The sequence below is a fragment of the Streptomyces sp. NPDC039424 genome, from assembly GCF_055639495.1.
The window spans coordinates 16,786-33,135 of record NZ_JBVKAI010000030.1 but is presented as its reverse complement, the minus strand read 5'-3'; the positions used below and the strand labels follow the sequence as shown (position 1 = coordinate 33,135).

16 protein-coding genes are annotated in these 16,350 nt (G+C 73.0%); 9 read left to right on the top strand and 7 right to left on the bottom strand.

Features of this window, described 5'->3' with window-relative positions; genetic code table 11:
* Window positions 1-4: 4 nt before the first annotated feature.
* The 3 genes from ACZ7L0_RS40940 to ACZ7L0_RS40930 form a co-directional block, all read right to left on the bottom strand.
* Window positions 5-1,240: a DUF4032 domain-containing protein gene (locus ACZ7L0_RS40940; protein WP_471247677.1), complete on the bottom strand. Its 1,236-nt coding sequence runs from the start codon at window positions 1,238-1,240 to the stop codon at window positions 5-7.
* Between the two features lie 18 nt (window positions 1,241-1,258).
* The gene (locus ACZ7L0_RS40935) at window positions 1,259-2,437 is read right to left on the bottom strand and encodes an acyltransferase family protein (RefSeq protein ID WP_471247676.1); all 1,179 of its coding nucleotides are present in this window, start codon (window positions 2,435-2,437) and stop codon (window positions 1,259-1,261) included.
* Window positions 2,438-2,507: 70 nt separating this feature from the next.
* Window positions 2,508-3,140 carry an alpha-ketoglutarate-dependent dioxygenase AlkB gene (locus ACZ7L0_RS40930; RefSeq protein WP_471247675.1) on the bottom strand — a complete coding sequence of 211 codons (633 nt, stop codon included), beginning with the start codon at window positions 3,138-3,140 and terminating at the stop codon, window positions 2,508-2,510.
* Window positions 3,141-3,253: 113 nt separating this feature from the next.
* Between ACZ7L0_RS40930 and ACZ7L0_RS40925 the strand changes: the two genes are divergently transcribed.
* Both ACZ7L0_RS40925 and ACZ7L0_RS40920 read left to right on the top strand, forming a co-directional pair.
* The gene (locus ACZ7L0_RS40925) at window positions 3,254-3,892 is read left to right on the top strand and encodes a TetR/AcrR family transcriptional regulator (protein ID WP_471247674.1); all 639 of its coding nucleotides are present in this window, start codon (window positions 3,254-3,256) and stop codon (window positions 3,890-3,892) included.
* Between the two features lie 16 nt (window positions 3,893-3,908).
* Window positions 3,909-5,582, top strand: a complete 1,674-nt coding sequence (locus ACZ7L0_RS40920) for an FAD-binding dehydrogenase (RefSeq protein WP_471247673.1) — start codon at window positions 3,909-3,911, stop codon at window positions 5,580-5,582.
* A 54-nt stretch (window positions 5,583-5,636) separates the two neighbouring features.
* Here ACZ7L0_RS40920 and ACZ7L0_RS40915 read toward each other — a convergent pair whose 3' ends face one another.
* Complete coding sequence (locus ACZ7L0_RS40915; RefSeq protein ID WP_471247672.1) at window positions 5,637-5,987, bottom strand: DUF488 domain-containing protein; 351 nt, start codon at window positions 5,985-5,987, stop codon at window positions 5,637-5,639.
* Window positions 5,988-6,151: 164 nt separating this feature from the next.
* Between ACZ7L0_RS40915 and ACZ7L0_RS40910 the strand changes: the two genes are divergently transcribed.
* From ACZ7L0_RS40910 to ACZ7L0_RS40895, 4 genes are all read left to right on the top strand, one after another.
* Window positions 6,152-7,576, top strand: coding sequence for a M1 family metallopeptidase (locus ACZ7L0_RS40910; RefSeq protein WP_471247671.1), 1,425 nt, complete (start codon window positions 6,152-6,154; stop codon window positions 7,574-7,576).
* A 299-nt stretch (window positions 7,577-7,875) separates the two neighbouring features.
* Window positions 7,876-8,610 carry a L,D-transpeptidase family protein gene (locus ACZ7L0_RS40905; protein ID WP_471247670.1) on the top strand — a complete coding sequence of 245 codons (735 nt, stop codon included), beginning with the start codon at window positions 7,876-7,878 and terminating at the stop codon, window positions 8,608-8,610.
* A gap of 19 nt (window positions 8,611-8,629) precedes the next feature.
* Window positions 8,630-9,337 carry a response regulator transcription factor gene (locus ACZ7L0_RS40900; RefSeq protein ID WP_471247669.1) on the top strand — a complete coding sequence of 236 codons (708 nt, stop codon included), beginning with the start codon at window positions 8,630-8,632 and terminating at the stop codon, window positions 9,335-9,337.
* A gap of 50 nt (window positions 9,338-9,387) precedes the next feature.
* On the top strand, window positions 9,388-11,208 hold the full coding sequence (locus ACZ7L0_RS40895) for a sensor histidine kinase (RefSeq protein WP_471247668.1): 1,821 nt from the start codon (window positions 9,388-9,390) through the stop codon (window positions 11,206-11,208).
* Between the two features lie 102 nt (window positions 11,209-11,310).
* Here ACZ7L0_RS40895 and ACZ7L0_RS40890 read toward each other — a convergent pair whose 3' ends face one another.
* Window positions 11,311-11,562: a WhiB family transcriptional regulator gene (locus ACZ7L0_RS40890; protein ID WP_471247667.1), complete on the bottom strand. Its 252-nt coding sequence runs from the start codon at window positions 11,560-11,562 to the stop codon at window positions 11,311-11,313.
* 267 nt (window positions 11,563-11,829) lie between these two features.
* On the opposite strand from ACZ7L0_RS40890, the gene ACZ7L0_RS40885 reads away from it, so the two are divergent.
* On the top strand, window positions 11,830-12,768 hold the full coding sequence (locus ACZ7L0_RS40885) for an alpha/beta fold hydrolase domain-containing protein (protein ID WP_471247666.1): 939 nt from the start codon (window positions 11,830-11,832) through the stop codon (window positions 12,766-12,768).
* 28 nt (window positions 12,769-12,796) lie between these two features.
* Here the strand turns inward: ACZ7L0_RS40885 and ACZ7L0_RS40880 are convergent, their stop codons facing one another.
* Window positions 12,797-13,702, bottom strand: coding sequence for a LysR family transcriptional regulator ArgP (locus ACZ7L0_RS40880; RefSeq protein ID WP_471247665.1), 906 nt, complete (start codon window positions 13,700-13,702; stop codon window positions 12,797-12,799).
* Window positions 13,703-13,807: 105 nt separating this feature from the next.
* Here ACZ7L0_RS40880 and ACZ7L0_RS40875 point away from each other — a divergent pair, with 105 nt between their 5' ends.
* Together ACZ7L0_RS40875 and ACZ7L0_RS40870 are read left to right on the top strand one after the other, a co-directional pair.
* Entirely contained in the window at window positions 13,808-14,422 is a 615-nt protein-coding gene (locus ACZ7L0_RS40875) for a LysE/ArgO family amino acid transporter (protein WP_471247664.1), read from the top strand.
* Window positions 14,423-14,517: 95 nt separating this feature from the next.
* Window positions 14,518-15,822, top strand: coding sequence for an MFS transporter (locus ACZ7L0_RS40870; RefSeq protein ID WP_471247663.1), 1,305 nt, complete (start codon window positions 14,518-14,520; stop codon window positions 15,820-15,822).
* A gap of 7 nt (window positions 15,823-15,829) precedes the next feature.
* On the opposite strand, the gene ACZ7L0_RS40865 is transcribed toward ACZ7L0_RS40870, so the two are convergent.
* Window positions 15,830-16,285 carry a cyclic nucleotide-binding domain-containing protein gene (locus tag ACZ7L0_RS40865; RefSeq protein ID WP_471247662.1) on the bottom strand — a complete coding sequence of 152 codons (456 nt, stop codon included), beginning with the start codon at window positions 16,283-16,285 and terminating at the stop codon, window positions 15,830-15,832.
* Between the last annotated feature and the right edge of the window lie 65 nt (window positions 16,286-16,350).

Below are 16,350 nucleotides of genomic sequence, written 5' to 3'. Positions count from 1 at the left end.
CCGGTCACTCCGGCGTGGTCGGCTCCAGCGTCTCGCGGGCCTTGGGCAGGACGTTGCCGATGTAGTCCTCGACCGCCGTGTCCAGGCCTATGTCGTGCTGCGCCTGCTCGGACAGGTACCAGCGGTGCTCCAGCAGCTCGTGGTAGATCTCCGCCGGGTCCATGGCGCCGCGCAGCTCGCGCGGCACCGCCCGGACGGTGGGCCGGAACACGTCCCGCACCCAGCGGTGCGCCAGCACCTCGGGGCGCGCCGCGAGGGGGTCGCCCGGCGCGTAGTCGTCCTGGGTCGCCATCCAGCTCTCCAGGTCGTTCAGCAGCCGCCGGGCCTGGTTCTCCTCGGTGTCCAGGCCGGTCAGGCGCAGCAGCTGGCGCTGGTGGTGGCCGGCGTCCACGACCTTCGGCACGAAGGTGACCGTGTCGCCGTTGGAGGAGTGCTCGATCTGCATCTCGGCCACGTCGAAACCGAGGTCGTTGAGGCGGCGTATCCGGCGCTCTATGTAGTGGTACTTGCCCGCCGGGTACACGGAGGTGCGGGTCAGCTCCCGCCACAGGCTGTCGTAGCGGGTGCAGATCTCGTGACCGAACTCGATCGGGTCGACGGACGGGTGCAGCGCCCCCGACGCCTCCAGGTCCAGCAGCTCGCCGCTGATGTTGACGCGGGCGAGGTCGAGGTCGTACTCCCGCTGCCCGGGGCTGAGCTGCGGGTGCAGGTCGCCGGTCTCGGCGTCCACCAGGTAGGCGGCGTAGGCGCCCGCGTCCCGCCGGAACAGCGTGTTGGACAGCGAGCAGTCGCCCCAGGCGAACCCGGCCAGGTGCAGCCGCACCAGCAGCACCGCCAGGGCGTCCATCAGACGGTGCATGGTGGCCGGGCGCATGGTCGTCTCGAACATCGAGCGGTACGGCATCGAGCCGCCCAGGTGCCGGGTGATCAGCACCGGCTCCAGCGGGTAGCCCGTGCGGTCGGTGCGCCCGGTGACCACGGCGAGGGGGTCCACCGCGGGGATGCCGAGCCGGTCGAGGTCGCGCAGCAGCTCGTACTCGCGCAGCGCGGGCCGCTCCGCGAGTTCCTTGACGGCGATGACCTCGTCGCCGGCCCGGGCGTAGCGCACCACGTGCCGGGAGATACCGCGGGGCAGCGGGACGAGGTACTCCTCGGGCCACTCCTCCAGGGGCACACCCCAGGGAAGTTCGAGCAGGAGCGCGGGGTGCTCCGGGTTGGTGGCGCTGATCTGCAATGCCATGGGACGAACCCTAAGGGGCTACCGGGCGGGGCCCGCGGCCGACGGGTCGGCCCGCATGCCGAACAGCAGCCTCGTCACCCGCGTCCGGCGCACCCCGTACTCGTACAGGACGAGGATCACCGCCAGCGAACCGGCCACGATCAGCGCGTACTTGACCGCCATCGGCGCGCTCCAGCCCACGACGCCGTACGCGAAGGCGACCAGGACCGGCTGGTGGAGCACGTACAGCGGGAGGGCGGCGACGGCCAGGTAGGCCTTGAGCCGGCCACCGCGGGCCGGTGCCTCCCCGCGCTCGGGGCGCGGCCGGTCCAGCCACCCGAGGATCGCCACCACCCAGCACCAGCCCGCCGCGCCGAAGAGCGCACGCGTGACCAGGGCGAACGGCGTCCACGCCGTGAACGGGTCGTCCTGGGTGACGAACCCGGGCGCGGTCGCCGCGAACAGTGCCAGGCCCAGCACCCCGGCCGGCGGGGCGAGGCGGCGGGTGGCCGCGCGGATCCGCTCGTCGTCGGCGAGGGCGTGGCCGTGGAGGAAGAACAGCAGGTACGCCCAGCGGTTCCAGCCGGCGAAGCCCTCCTCCATGCCGAGCAGCGCGTTGATCGCGGCCAGCGGCAGGGCGGGCAGCAGGAGCAGGACCGGGTGGCCGGCCAGGGCGGGGACGAGGCGCTCGGCCGCGGCTGCCAGCGGTGCCGCGACCGGGGCGAGCAGCAGGCAGAAGGTGAGCAGCAGGACCACGAACCACAGATGGCCCGTCTCGAAGTACCGGCCGTCGACGACGAAGGGGAAGTCGGCGGGGTCGGGGCGCACGGTCAGGAAGCGGGGCCAGAAATGCCAGTACGACTCGTGGTACCCGGGATCGGCCGCGCGCAGCCGCAGCCACTGGGGGAGCGGGTTGAGGGCGAGCGTGACGGCGACCAGGGGCACGCCGAGGCGCAGCAGGCGTTCGCGGGCGAAGCCGCCCCGGCCGCGGCGGCGCAGGGAGTGGCGGGCCCCGAGCCCGGCGACCAGGAACAGCATGGGCATCGCCCAGACGACGCCGAAGCCCGCGAGGACGGTGACGGCGCCGGTGGTGTCCGCGTTCTTGACGTAGTAGTCGTCGTCGGGGGAGAAGACCAGGGCGGCGTGGAAGAAGACCAGGCCGAGCACGACGAGTGCGCGGAGGGTGTCGAGTTCGCCGCGCCGCTCGCGCTCCCGCATCCCCGGCCTCCCCCCCCGTCGGGCTCAGTGTGGGGGAGCGGTCCCGGGGGACGACAGGGTTCCGTCCGCCTCAGTGCACGCCGTGCGGGCGGAACTGGACGCTGACGCGGGGTCCCGTGACCCGGGTGGTCTTCGGTACGCAGTGCTCCCAGGTCCGCTGGCAGGAGCCGCCCATGACGATCAGGTCGCCGTGGCCCAGCGGTCGCCGGACCGTCCCGCCGCCGCCGTGCGCCGGACGCAGCAGCAGGTCGCGGGGCTCGCCCACGGAGAGGATGGCGACCATCGTGTCCTCGTGGGCGCCGCGTCCGATCCGGTCGCCGTGCCAGGCCACGCTGTCCCGGCCGTCGCGGTAGTAGCACAGCCCGGCGGTGGTGAACGGCTCGCCCAGCTCGTCGGCGTAGTGCCGGGAGAGCGCCTCGCGGGCCTCGGTGAGCACGGGGTGCGGCAGCGGGTCGTCCGCGCCGTAGAAGGCGAGCAGGCGCGGGACGGCCACGACGTTGTCGTACATCCTGCGGTGCTCCGCGCGCCAGGGCACCTCGGCCGCCAGCTGCTCGAACAGCGGGTCGGCGCCGCTCAGCCAGCCGGGCAGCACGTCGATCCAGGCGCCGGCGCCCAGCTCGGTGCGGCGCAGGCCGTCGAGGGGGCCGAGCCGGGGCTCGTCGGTCTGGTCGAAGAGGGAGCCCTGGAGGTGGTGCGTGGCCATGAGACCCAGGCTACCTCTGAATCGAAAATGTGTTCCCGTGACTGGCGTGGAACGGTGAGGGCTTTCGATACATCGGTGTATCGGATACATTCGCGTATCGAACGGAGGTGGGGATGGCGGCGGAGGAGACGGCGGCCAGGCGTGTCACCAGGCGCCGGGTGCGCACCCGGGCCCGGCTGCTCGACGCCGCGTTCACCGTGTTCGCCGCCAAGGGTTTCGGCAGGGTCTCCATCGAGGAGGTCTGCGAGGCCGCCGGCTTCAGCAGGGGCGCCTTCTACTCCAACTTCGCCACCCTGGACGAGCTGTTCTTCGCCCTCTACCGGGAACGGGCCGAGCTCATCGCCGGACAGGTGGCCGACGCGCTCGCCGTGGACGGCCCGGACCTCGACGTGCCCGCCTCCGTGGACCGGGTCACCGAGGTGCTCCTGCTGGACGTGGACTGGCTGCTGGTGAAGACCGACTTACTGGTGCACGCCGCCCGCGACCCGGACGTCGCCCACGCCCTCCTCGACCACCGCGCCCGGCTGCGCCGGGCCATCGCCGACCGGCTCTCCCGGGCCAGGGGCCACACCGCGCTCCCCGCCGTCCTCGGCGACGTCGACGGCGCCGCCCACGCCGTGGTCGCCGCCTACGACGGCGTGACCACCCAACTGCTGCTGGACCGGGACGTCGAGACCGCTCGCGCCTGGCTCAAGCAACTGCTCACCGCGCTGCTGACCGACGGCAGCGGCACCACCGTACGAGTTCCGTAGGAAGGACACAGTCGCCATGGACGCGGACGTCATAGTCGTCGGGGCGGGCCTCGCGGGCCTGGTCGCGGCGCACGAACTCACCAGCCGGGGCCGGCGGGTCGCCCTGGTCGACCAGGAGAACGCCGCCAACCTCGGCGGCCAGGCGTTCTGGTCCTTCGGCGGGCTCTTCCTCGTCGACTCCCCGGAGCAGCGCCGACTCGGCATCAAGGACTCCTTCGGCCTCGCCTGGAACGACTGGCAGGGCAGCGCCCGCTTCGACCGGACCGACGACGAGGACTCCTGGGCGGTGCGCTGGGCGCGCGCCTACGTCGAGTTCGCGGCGGGGGAGAAGCGGTCCTGGCTCGAAGGACACGGCATCACACTGCTGCCCACCGTCGGCTGGGCGGAGCGCGGCGACCTGCGCGCCGACGGGCACGGCAACTCCGTACCCCGCTTCCACATCGCCTGGGGCACCGGCACCGGTGTCGTCGAGCCGTTCGCGCGGTACGCCGAGCAGGCCGCCCGGGACGGGCTGCTCACCTTCCACCACCGGCACCGGGTGGACGAGCTGGTCATCGAGGACAAAACGGCACGCGGAGTGCGCGGCACCGTCCTCGCCGACGACGACTCCCCGCGCGGCGTCGCCTCCAACCGCGACCGTATCGGCGACTTCGAGCTGACCGCCCAGGCCGTGATCGTCACCAGCGGCGGCATCGGCGCCAACCACGACATCGTCCGCCGCTACTGGCCCGAGCGGCTGGGCACACCCCCCGCCGAGATGGTCACGGGCGTCCCCGAGTACGTCGACGGGCGCATGCTCGACATCAGTGCCGACGCCGGCGTGCGGCTGGTCAACCGTGACCGCATGTGGCACTACACCGAGGGCGTGCAGAACTGGAACCCGATCTGGCCCGGCCACGGCATCCGCATCCTGCCCGGCCCCTCCTCGATGTGGCTGGACGCCCTCGGCCGCCGTCTGCCGGACCCCTGCCTGCCCGGCTACGACACGCTCAGCACCCTGAAGCACCTGCGCACCACCGAGGACATCGCCGGCCACGACCACTCCTGGTTCATCCTCACCCGGAAGATCATCGAGAAGGAGTTCGCGCTGTCGGGCTCCGAGCAGAACCCCGACATCACCGCCAAGGACCGGGGGGCCGTGCTGCGCGACCGGCTGCTCGGCAAGGGCGCCCCCGGCCCGGTGCGGGACTTCGTGCGCCACGGCACCGACTTCGTGACGGCCGACACCCTCGAAAAGCTCGTCGAGAAGATGAACGGGCTGACCGACAAGCCGCTGCTGGACGCGGCCGAGGTACGGCGCCAGATCGAGGCCCGCGACCTGCAGATCACCAACCCCTACAGCAAGGACTCCCAGGTCCAGGGCATCCGCAACGCCCGCCGCTACATCGGCGACCGCCTCGGCCGGGTCGCCACCCCGCACCGCGTCCTCGACCCCGAGGCCGGGCCGCTGATCGGCGTCAAGCTGCACATCCTCACCCGCAAGACCCTCGGCGGCATCCAGACCGACCTGGACTCCCGCGCCCTGGGCACCGACGGGCAGCCGATCGCCGGGCTGTACGCGGCGGGCGAGGTGGCCGGCTTCGGCGGCGGCGGCGTCCACGGGTACAACGCGCTGGAGGGCACCTTCCTCGGCGGCTGCCTGTTCTCGGGCCGGGCCGCGGGACGGGCGGCGGCCCAGCAGACGGCCTGAGTCGCCGTCACCAGGGCCCGGTCCGAGCGCACTTCGGCCCGGTGCCGCCCGCCGTCACTTCTGCAGAAGCCGCGCCAGCACCGAGGCGTGACTCCGCTCCGGGTCCTTGGCCGAGGTGACCAGGGTGACCGGGCCCTTGCGGGCCGACTTCCCGAGGCCGCCGAGGAGTTCGGCGGCCTCGGGGGCGGCGAGTTCCGCCTCGTAGCGCCGCCGGAACTCCTCGTACGAGCCCTCGCCGCCGTGGTACCAGCGGCGCAGCTCGTCCGACGGAGTGAGGCCCTTGGGCCACTCGTCGATGTGCGCCGCGTCCTTGGACACGCCCCGCGGCCACAGCCGGTCGACCAGGACGCGCAGGCCGTCGTCGGGCTCGGGCGGTTCGTAGATCCGGCGCACGCGCACGCTCACGGTCGGGCCCCTCTCGGGTCGCGGAAGTGCCGCGAGCGTACTGCGACGACTTCCGCCGACCGGTCGGCGACGCGGCGTGACTTGACCTGAACGTGGGGGAAACGGGGGCGGGGTGGCCCATAGGCTGGGAGTGATCGATCACTGGCCACCCCCGAGGAGCGCATGTGACGTCCCGCCGACAGCAGCCCGCCGCAAGACGTACGGCAGTCCTGAGCCGCGAGGCGGTTCTCGCCACCGTTCCCGTCGCCCTCGCGGCGCTGTTCGCCGCCGCCGGGCCCGCCGCCGCAACGGCCGGCTCCTCCGGCGTGGGCGACCCCTACTTCCCCCTGGCCGGCAACGGCGGCTACCACGTCCGCCACTACGGCCTGACGCTCCGATACCGGACCACCGCCCCGAAGCTGGAGGGCAAAGCGGTCCTCAGTGCCCGCGCCACCCAGCGACTGACCCGCTTCGACCTCGACCTCAAGGGCCTGAAGGTCACCCGCCTCACCGTCGACGGCACCACCGCGGCCTTCAGCAGAAGCGGCCAGGAACTCGTCGTCACCCCGCGCCACGCCCTGCGCAAGGGCCAGGACTTCAAGGTCACCGTCACCTACCAGGGCACCCCGAAGCCGGTCACCGACCCGGACGGCTCCCCGGACGGATGGATACCCACCGACGACGGGGCGTTCGTCGCGGGGGAGCCGCAGGGCGCGATGACCTGGTTCCCGGCGAACAACCACCCCAAGGACAAGTCCTCGTACGACATCACCGTCACCGTCCCCAAGGGCCGTACCGCCGTCGCCAACGGAGTCCTCCTCGGACAGTCCACCGCCCACGGGCAGACCACCTTCCGCTGGCGCCAGACCGAACCGATGGCCGCCTACCTGGCCACCGCGACCGTCGGCAAGTTCAAGGCCGAGCGGTACACCACCCGGGACGGCATCCAGGTCTACAACGCCGTCGACGCCCGGGAGGCGAGCGCCGCGGCGCCCGTCCTGAAGAAGCTGCCGTCCGTCCTGGAGTGGGAGAGCAAGCTCTTCGGCCCCTACCCCTTCCGCGCCGCGGGCTCGATCGTCGACCACGCGCACGACGTCGGCTTCGCCCTGGAGACCCAGTCCCGGCCCGTGTACGACCGGGCGCCCGACCTGAGCACCCTCGTCCACGAGAACGCCCACCAGTGGTTCGGCGACTCCGTCTCGCTCACCACGTGGAAGGACATCTGGCTCAACGAGGGCTTCGCCACCTACGCCGAGTGGCTCTACAGCGAGCAGCACGGCGGCGACAGCGCCCAGAAGACCTTCGACGCGCTGTACGCCCGCCCGGCGAGCGACGGCCTCTGGGCGTTCCCGCCCGGCAACCCCGGCAGCGGCGCCCACATCTTCGGCGCCCCCGTCTACGCCCGCGGCGCGATGGCCCTGCACGAGCTGCGGCGGGCCGTCGGCGACCCGGCGTTCTTCCGGATCCTGCGCGCCTGGGCGACCAAGCACCACGCCGGACACGGCACGACCGCCCAGTTCGTGCGGCTGGCCGAGCACGAGTCCGGCAAGAACCTCGACACGCTCTTCCACACCTGGCTCTACCAGGCCGGCAAGCCCAGTCACAGCTAGGGCCTGTCCGGCGGATCATGCCGCAGACGCGGGGCTTGGCACGCCCATCTGCGGCGTTGTCGTCAGTCGCCGACTCCCCCACGCTCGGCTTCGCTCGCGCGGGGGACCCCCATCGCATCGACTCCCTCCTCCGCCTTGCAGCTGGACGCTCCCCCACGCTCGAATGCGCTCGCGCGGGGGGACCCCCATCGCCCCGCTCACCAGCGCCGATGAGGAACCGCCCGTTTCCTGCGACCTGTTCCGCCGGACAGGCCCTAGAAGCTGACCGGTTCCTCACAACTGTCAGCCAAGGTCGATTCATGATCAATCGCAGGACCGTCGTCGCGCTGCTCGCCAGCCCCCTTCTGCTCACCGGCTGCGGCGGCGGCGCCGCGGCGACCCCACGCCGGACGCACGCCACCCCGCCGCCGGCCACCCCCGCGCCCGAGGCGTCCGTGGAGGCCGCGCCGCAGCGGATACCCGGCCTCGGACCGAAGCTGACGGAGGCGATACCCGGCCGGTCACGGCAGGCGGTCGTCGTGACCGGACGCGGCAAGAACTCGCCGAAGTCCACGGTCGTGCTGTACCGGCGCACCGACCTCGGCTGGGAGGCGGGCGCGAGCTGGCCCGCGCACAACGCCCTGCGGGGCTGGAGCGACCACCACATGGCCGGGGACCTGCGCTCGCCCCTCGGCGTCTACACCCTCACCGACGCCGGAGGCCTGCTCCGCGACCCCGGCACCCGGCTGCCGTACACCCGCTCCCTCGGCTTCGACTCACCCGGCACCGGCTTCGAGGGCGAGTCGCTGGCCGGCTCCTTCGACTACGTCGTCGCCATCAACTACAACCGCAAGCCCGGCACCTCGCCCCTCGACTGGACCCGCCCCCTCGGCCCGGCCCGGGGCGGCGGCATCTGGTTCCACGTCGACCACGGAGGCCCCACCCACGGCTGCGTCAGCATCGCCAAGGGCCATATGAAGGACCTCCTGCGCACCCTGGACCCCGACCGGCATCCGGTCGTCCTGATGGGGTACGCCGACTGGCTCGCCCGCTGATCGGCTTAGGATCCGCCGGGTGTGCGCACATGTGCTGGTCGCCGAAGACGACGAGATGCAGGCCGAACTGATACGCCGCTCCCTGCTGGCGGAGGGGCACAGCGCGACCGTGGTCCATGACGGCGCCGCCGCGCTGGACGCGGCCCGCAGGCTGAGGCCCGACCTGGTGGTCCTGGACCTGATGCTGCCGGTGATCGACGGCTTCGGCGTGTGCCGGGTGCTGCGCGGGCAAGACCCCGAGGTCTGCGACATCCCCGTCCTGATGCTCACCGCCCGCTCCGAGGAGGACGACGTGCTGCTCGGCCTGGAGCTGGGCGCCGACGACTACATGACCAAGCCGTACAGCCCGCGCGAGCTGATGGCCCGCATCCGCACCGTCCTGCGGCGCAGCGGGCGCGCCGACGGCGTGCGGGAGGACCCCGTCGTACGCGCCGGGGAGATCGCCGTCGACCCGGCACGGCACGAGGTGCGCTGCGAAGGGCTGCCGGTGGAGTGCACCCCGGCCGAGTTCCAGATCCTGCTGGCCATGGCCGGGGAGCCGGAGCGGGTCTTCACCCGGCGCCAACTGCTGCAGTGCACCAGCGGTTTCGACCGGGCCTCGACCGAACGCGCCGTCGACGTCCACATCATGAACCTCCGCAAGAAGATCGAGGCCGACCCGCGTCACCCCGTGCGGCTGCTGACCGTCTTCGGGGTCGGCTACAAGCTCAGCGGCGGCCGTCCGTGAAGGGGAGGGCACGCGCGCCGCGGCGGCCGTCCGCGGAGCGCCGGATACCCGTGCGCAAGCGGCTGCTGGTGCGGCTGCTGATCGCCTCCGCGCTGATCGCCGTGTGCTCGGTGGCGGCGACGGCCTGGCTGGCGGTCACGGCCACCACCAGCGCCCTGAAGGAGGAACAGGGGCAGGATCTCGCCAACGACATGAGAATCCTCGCCCAGCTCAGCGGCTACGCCGCCGCCCACCCCGACTGGAAGGGCGTCGACGCCGACGTCCGCGCGCTGGCCAGGAAGACGGGCCGGCGTATCGCCCTGACCACCGCCGACCGGGTCCTGATCGCCGACTCCGCCCCGCACGGCACCGCCCTGCCCCTCGGGGCCGCGGCCACCGTCGACCCCCTGCACACCGACACCTACACCGAGCCCGGGGCGCAGCTCAGCGGGGTCGACCCCCGTGCCGTGGGGCCGTACCGGCTCACGGCGAAGGAACGCGCGCGGTGGGACGCCATGGCGGAGAAGGTACGGCAGTGCTACGAGCGGCAGGACGCCGAGGTGACGGTGCGGCGGATCCCCAGCGGACGCCCCGTCATCCGCGACGCGGAAGGGACCGCGGCCCCGGGCTCGGAATACCTGGCGGAACAGTGCGCCTATTACCAGCTCCTCGACGCCACCCCCACCGAGAAGAAGGCCATCGGCGCACTGACCGACGGCACCGACGCCTGTCTGAAGCGGCTCGGGCTGGACTACGGCCCGCCGTCGTTCATCGTGAACGACCCCGGCAAACCGAACCGGTACGTCGTGGCGGGGTTCCGCAAGCGGGCCGGCAACAAGGCCGTACACGACGCGCAGCCCTGCGTCGACAGCGCGCTGCGCGCGCAACTCGACCCCTACGTGGCCCCCGTCGCCGAGTTGTTCCTCGGCATCGGCGACCAGCCCGCGCCCCGCTTCGACATGTCCCCGGCCAACAAGGCCAAGGTCGTGAGCGCGGCCGGCCTGGTCCTCGCCTTCACCGTCGCCGTCACGGCGGTGGTCGCCACCCGGCTGGTGCGGCCCCTGCGCGCCCTGACCGCGGCCGCCCAGCAGCCGCCCGACATGCATGTGCGGGTCCCGGTCACCACCCGGGACGAGACCGGCATCCTGGCGGAGGCCTTCAACGACCTGACCGAGCGCCGGGAACGTCTGGAGGCCCAGCGCAAGGCCATGGTCAGCGACATCGCCCACGAACTGCGCAGCCCGCTGACCAACATCCGCGGCTGGCTGGAGGTCACCAGGGACGGCGTGGTCGACCCCGATCCCGCGCTGCTCGCCTCGCTGCACGAGGAGGCCGTGGTGCTCCAGCGGATCATCGACGACCTTCAGGACCTGGCTGCGGCCGACGCGGGCACCCTGCGCCTGCACCGCGAGCCGGTCCGCGCCGACGACCTGCTGGATCAGGTCGCCGCAGCACACCGGGTCGCCGCGGACGCCGCCGGGGTCGCCTTGCGCACCGCGACCGAGGCCGTGGCGGACGGCACGCGGTGGCTGGACGCCGACCCGGTGCGGATGCGGCAGGCGCTGGGCAACCTCGTCTCCAACGCCCTGCGGCACACGCCCGCCGACGGCACCGTCACGCTGGCCGCCCGGCGTGCGGGCGACGAGGTCGTGTTCACCGTCACCGACACCGGCAACGGCATCGCGGCCCAGGATCTGCCGCACGTCTTCGACCGGTTCTGGCGGGCCGAGAAGTCCCGCAGCCGGCGCACCGGCGGCAGTGGGCTGGGCCTGGCCATAGTCCGTCACCTGGTCGCGGCGCACGGCGGCACCGCCGAGGCGGCGAGCGAACCGGGGGCGGGCGCCGTCTTCACACTGCGGTTGCCCGGGGCACCGCCGCCGGACGATCAGTGACCCGGGGGCGGCGCGCCGGCTGTACGACTACGCCCACCCACCCCTGTGGGTGAGGGGCGCGGCGGGGCCCCGCGGGCCCCGCCCCTTCAAGTTCCGGCCCGGTCAGCCGGAGCGGCGGCGGGAGGCCGCGCGCCGCTTCAGCGCGCGGCGTTCGCCTTCGGTGGTACCACCCCAGATCCCGATGGTCTGCCCCGTGTCCAGTGCCCAGTCCAGGCACTGCTCGCTGACCGGGCAGCGTCCGCAGACGGTCTTGGCCTGCCGCGTCTGCAGCAGGGCGGGCCCGGTGGTGCCGATCGGGAAGAAGAGGTCGGGGTCTTCCTGACGGCACGCGGCGTGGTCGCGCCAGTTGTCCATCGAAGTTCACCTGCGTTCGAAGTCGTCCGTGTCGTCCGTGCGTTGTCGTATGTCTGCTCTGCCCGGGTGACCGGTGAAAGCGGGGTGAAACAGCAGAGCCGTATGGTTCCGGACGGCCTCGCGCACACGGGTCCACGATTACGGCCGCTCTTGCTACTCTCAACCCTCCCCAGGTCGCCCGGCGGTCGCGGCAACTCCGGTTCCCTGCCCGGCCGTTGGCCCGGGGGAGCGAGGGCGGGCGGGGGTCCGAGGGGGAGGACACGGGGCGTGAGACCGGCCTTGGTATTCGTTCACGGGATCGGCGGCGCGCGCGATCCCCAGGCCGAGTGCGCGGCGTGGCTCGCGGCGCTCGCCGTGGGGGCGGCGAAGGCCGGGCATGCCCAGGAGGCCTCGCCACCGTTCCTGCACGGCCTCGCCGAACCCACCTTCGTCTACTACGGTGACCTCCTCGCCGGAACCGACCCCGTCGACGCCGAGGAACTGCGATACCTGCTCGACGAGTTGATCGACGTACGGCTTGAACTCGGCCCCGACCCGCGCGAGCGCCGCATCCTGGAACACGCGCGGGCCGAACTGCGCCCCAAGTCCCCGTCCCGGGGCGGCGGCGAACCGGCCCGCCGGATCGTGAACGTCTGTACGACACTGCTGGCGTTACCCGGACTGCGCCGCGCCGGTCAGTGGGCCGGGGGACGGCTCATGGCCGGCCATCTCGCCCAGGTCACCCGCTATCTGGCCAGGAGCGAGCGGGACGCCGCCGGCCTGCGCCTCGACCGGCGGATCCGCGAGCGCGTCCTGGACCGGCTGCACCCCGACCGCCCCGCCGTCGTGATCGCCCACTCCCTGGGCAGCGTCGTCGCCATGGAGGCCCTGCACGACCACCGGGGACCGGTCCCGCTGTTCGTGACCCTCGGGTCCCCGATCGGGATGCGCGCCGTGGTGCGCCCCCGGCTGCTGCCGCAGCCCCCGGCCGTGCCCGGCTGCGTGGAACGCTGGCTCAACTTCTGGGACCGCGACGACATCGTCGTACCGCGCCCCCGCCTCGAGGACGACGTGCTCCCCAACGCCCTCGGCTGCCGGCCGGTGACCGACCGGATCGACTCCGACGGCCTGTGGGCGCACACCGCCACCAAGTACCTGGCCCGGGCGAGCGTCGCGGGACCGGTCGTGGAGGCGGTCCGCCGGGCGGGAGAGACCGAGAGCGCGTGACGGCACCGCGGACGGGCGAGAGGCGCGTTCACGCCGGTGCGCCGAGCGCCCCGGCCGCCGCTTCCGCGACCGCCCGTGCCACCGCCGCCAGAGCGGGCGAGTCCAGCTTCCACTGCTGCCAGTACAGCGGCACGTCCACCGGCCGGTCCGGGGCGAGTTCCACCAGCCGTCCGGCGCGCAGCAGCGGAGCGGCCTGCGGCTCGGGCACCATCCCCCAGCCGAGCCCCGCGGCGACGGCCTCGGCGAAGCCCTCGGAGGTCGGCACATAGTGCCGCAGCGCGCTCGCGCCGCCGCCCCCACCGCGCAGATCCCTCACGAAGCCGTCCTGGAAGTCGTCCCGCCGGTCGAAGCACACCACCACCGCCTCGGCGAGCGCGTCCGGCAGCGGCCCGCGCAACTGCCGCTCCGCGAAGCCCGGGCAGGCCACGGCGAGATAGCGCATCCGGCCCAGCGCGCGCACCGAGCAGCCCGGCACCGGATCCGGCGAGGAGGTCACCGCGGCCATCACCAGGCCCTCGCGCAGCAGCGCGGCCGTGTGGTCCTCGTCCTCCCGGCGCAGTTCGAGGCAGATCCGCGGCTCCTGCGGGACACGGGTGAGCGCCCCGAGGAACCAGGTCGCCAGCGAGTCCGCGTTCACCGCCACCGACACCCGCGTGGGCTCCCCGGCGCCGCTCAGCCCGAGCTCGCGGTGCGCGTCCCGCTCCAGTCGGGTCAGCTGCCGGGCGAACCGTACGAGCACCGCGCCGGACTCGGTGGGCCGCACCGGCTTGGTGCGCAGCAGCAGGACCCGGCCCGTGCGCTGCTCCAGCGCCTTGACCCGCTGGCTGACCGCCGACGGCGTCACATGCAGGGCGGCGGCCGCCGCTTCGAACGTGCCCTCGTCCACCACGGCGAGCAGCGTGCGCACCTGGTCGAGGGGGAGTTCCGGCATCACCGCTTCTCACCGTCCCGTCGCCATGAGGATCACCATTAGCTCAGCTAAGGCTACGTAAAAATCTTTAGCTGTACGCCCGGTGATCGCGCGCCTAGCGTCGAGGCCATGTCCAGCACACTCACCGCCGCTGCCGCCGGATTCGGCACCGGCCTCTCGCTCATCGTCGCCATAGGCGCCCAGAACGCCTTCGTCCTGCGCCAGGGGATACGCCGGGACGCGGTCCTGGCCGTGGTCGGCATCTGCGCCCTGTCCGACGCGGTGCTCATCGCCCTCGGGGTCGGCGGGGTGGGCGCGGTCGTGGTGGCGTGGCCGGGGGCGCTCACCGCGGTCGGGCTGGTCGGCGGGGCCTTCCTGCTTGGCTACGGCGCGTTCGCCGCCCGCCGGGTCCTGCGGCCGGGCGCCGGTCTGCGGGCGGAGGGCGAGAGCGTCGGCTCCCGCAGGCGGGCCGTGCTCACCTGCCTGGCGATGACCTGGCTCAACCCGCACGTCTACCTCGACACCGTGTTCCTGCTCGGCTCGCTCGCCGCCGACCGCGGCCCGCTGCGCTGGACGTTCGGGCTGGGCGCGGCCTGCGCCAGCCTCTGCTGGTTCGCCGCCCTGGGCTTCGGCGCCCGGCTGCTCGGCCGGTTCCTCGCCCGGCCCTCGGCCTGGCGGGTGCTGGACGGCCTGGTCGCCGCGACCATGATCGCGCTGGGCGGCCTGCTCGTCGCCGGGGCCTGAACAAAACGGTTCGGCGTCCACAGCCAGTCCTGGGATAGTGAGGCCCGCACCGAAAGGTGTAACAAGCAAAGATGTGACGAGCGACCAGGAAGCCCGTGGACACGAGCGAGAGCAGCAGCACCGAATCCCGGCCCGAGACCCCCGCCGCCGCGCCGCCCGCACCCCGCGGCGGCTGGCGCCGCTGGGCGATGGACACCCGCCCGCTGCGCATCCCGGCCTATCGCCGGCTGTGGTCGTCGACCATCGTCACGGCCGTCGGCAGCCAGCTCACCGCCGTCGCCGTCCCCAAGCAGATCTACGACATCACCGGGTCCTCCGCCTGGGTCGGCGCCGCGAGCCTGGCCGGTCTGCTGCCGCTCATCGTGTTCGCCCTGTGGGGCGGCGCGGTCGCCGACACCATGGACCGCCGCAAGCTGCTGCTGATCACCAACAGCGGCATAGCCGTCACCTCGCTGCTGTTCTGGGTCCAGGCCGCCTCCGGGCTGGAGTCGGTGGCCGTGCTGATGGTGCTGCTCGCCCTGCAGCAGGCGTTCTGGGGCCTGAACGCACCGGCCCGCAACGCCTCCATCGCGCGTCTGGTCCCGGAAGCCGAACTGCCCGCCGCCAATGCCCTCGGCTCGACCGTCATGCAGACCGGCCAGGTGGTCGGACCGCTGCTCGCCGGCGTCCTCATCCCCGTGATCGGGCTGCCCGAGCTGTACCTGATCGACGCGGTGGCGCTGTGCGTCACCGTGTGGGCGGTCCACCGGCTGCCCGCGCTGCCGCCGCTGGCCGGGTCCGCCGCACGCCGGGCAGGATGGCGGGAGATCGTGGCCGGGTTCCGCTACATCGCCGGGCACAAGGTGCTGCTGCTGTCCTTCCTCGCCGACATCATCGCGATGGTCCTCGGCATGCCGCGCGCCCTGTTCCCGCAGCTCGCCGCGCAGACCTACGCCCCGTACGGCGAAGGGCTCGCGCTCGGCCTGCTGTTCGCGGCGATCCCCATCGGCGCGGTGGCCGGCGGCCTGTTCTCCGGTACGTTCTCGCGCGCGCGGCGGCACGGCTGGATGGTGATCGGCGCGGTCGTCGGCTGGGGTGTGGCCGTCGCCGGGTTCGGGCTGAGCCGGAATCTGTGGGTCGCGGCGGCGTTCCTGGCGGCGGCCGGGGTCGCCGACATGGTCTCCATGGTCTTCCGCGGGGCGATCTTGCTGTCCGCGGCGACCGATGAGATGCGCGGCCGTATGCAGGGCGTGTTCACGGTGGTCGTCGCGGGCGGCCCGCGTCTGGCCGACGTCCTGCACGGCACGGCGGGCTCCGCCTTCGGCCCCCGGGCGGCCGTGGCCGGCGGAGGCCTGCTGGTGGTCGCCGTGATGCTCACCCTCGCGGCGGCGGTACCGGCGCTGCGCCGCTACCGCGTCTGAACGGCTGCTACAGCCCGCCGCGCCGGCGCGTCGTGTACTGGTCCATGAGCTTGCTGCGGGTCATCTCCAGCCGGTGGGCGAGGATTTCGGCGACGGTGCGCACCAGGGACAGGCCGAGCAGCGGATCCTCCACGCACAACCCCAGCACCGCCGCTCCGTCGAACTCGTAGGCCCGTACCTGGCTGAAGGCCACCGCCCCGAAGTCCCACTGGTACGGCGGGAACAGCCATGACCAGCCGAGCATGTCGCCCGCGCCCAGGGTGGCGACGGTCACCCGCTGCGTGGACGTCACCTGCTGGTCGAGGTTGACGGCGCCCGAGCGGATCACCCAGAAGCGGTCGGCGGTGCCGCCGGCCTCGAAGATCCGGGTGTCCTCGGGGAAGGCGACCTCCTGCGCCAGCTCCATCAGCCGCTCGCGCTGTTTCTGGGGGAGGGCGGTGAGCAGTTTGATCGCTTTGGTCATGGCGCGGGGCTCCTCGCCGGCGACGGTTTCCGGTGTTTTCCCTACGCCCATTTCAGCCGCTGTGG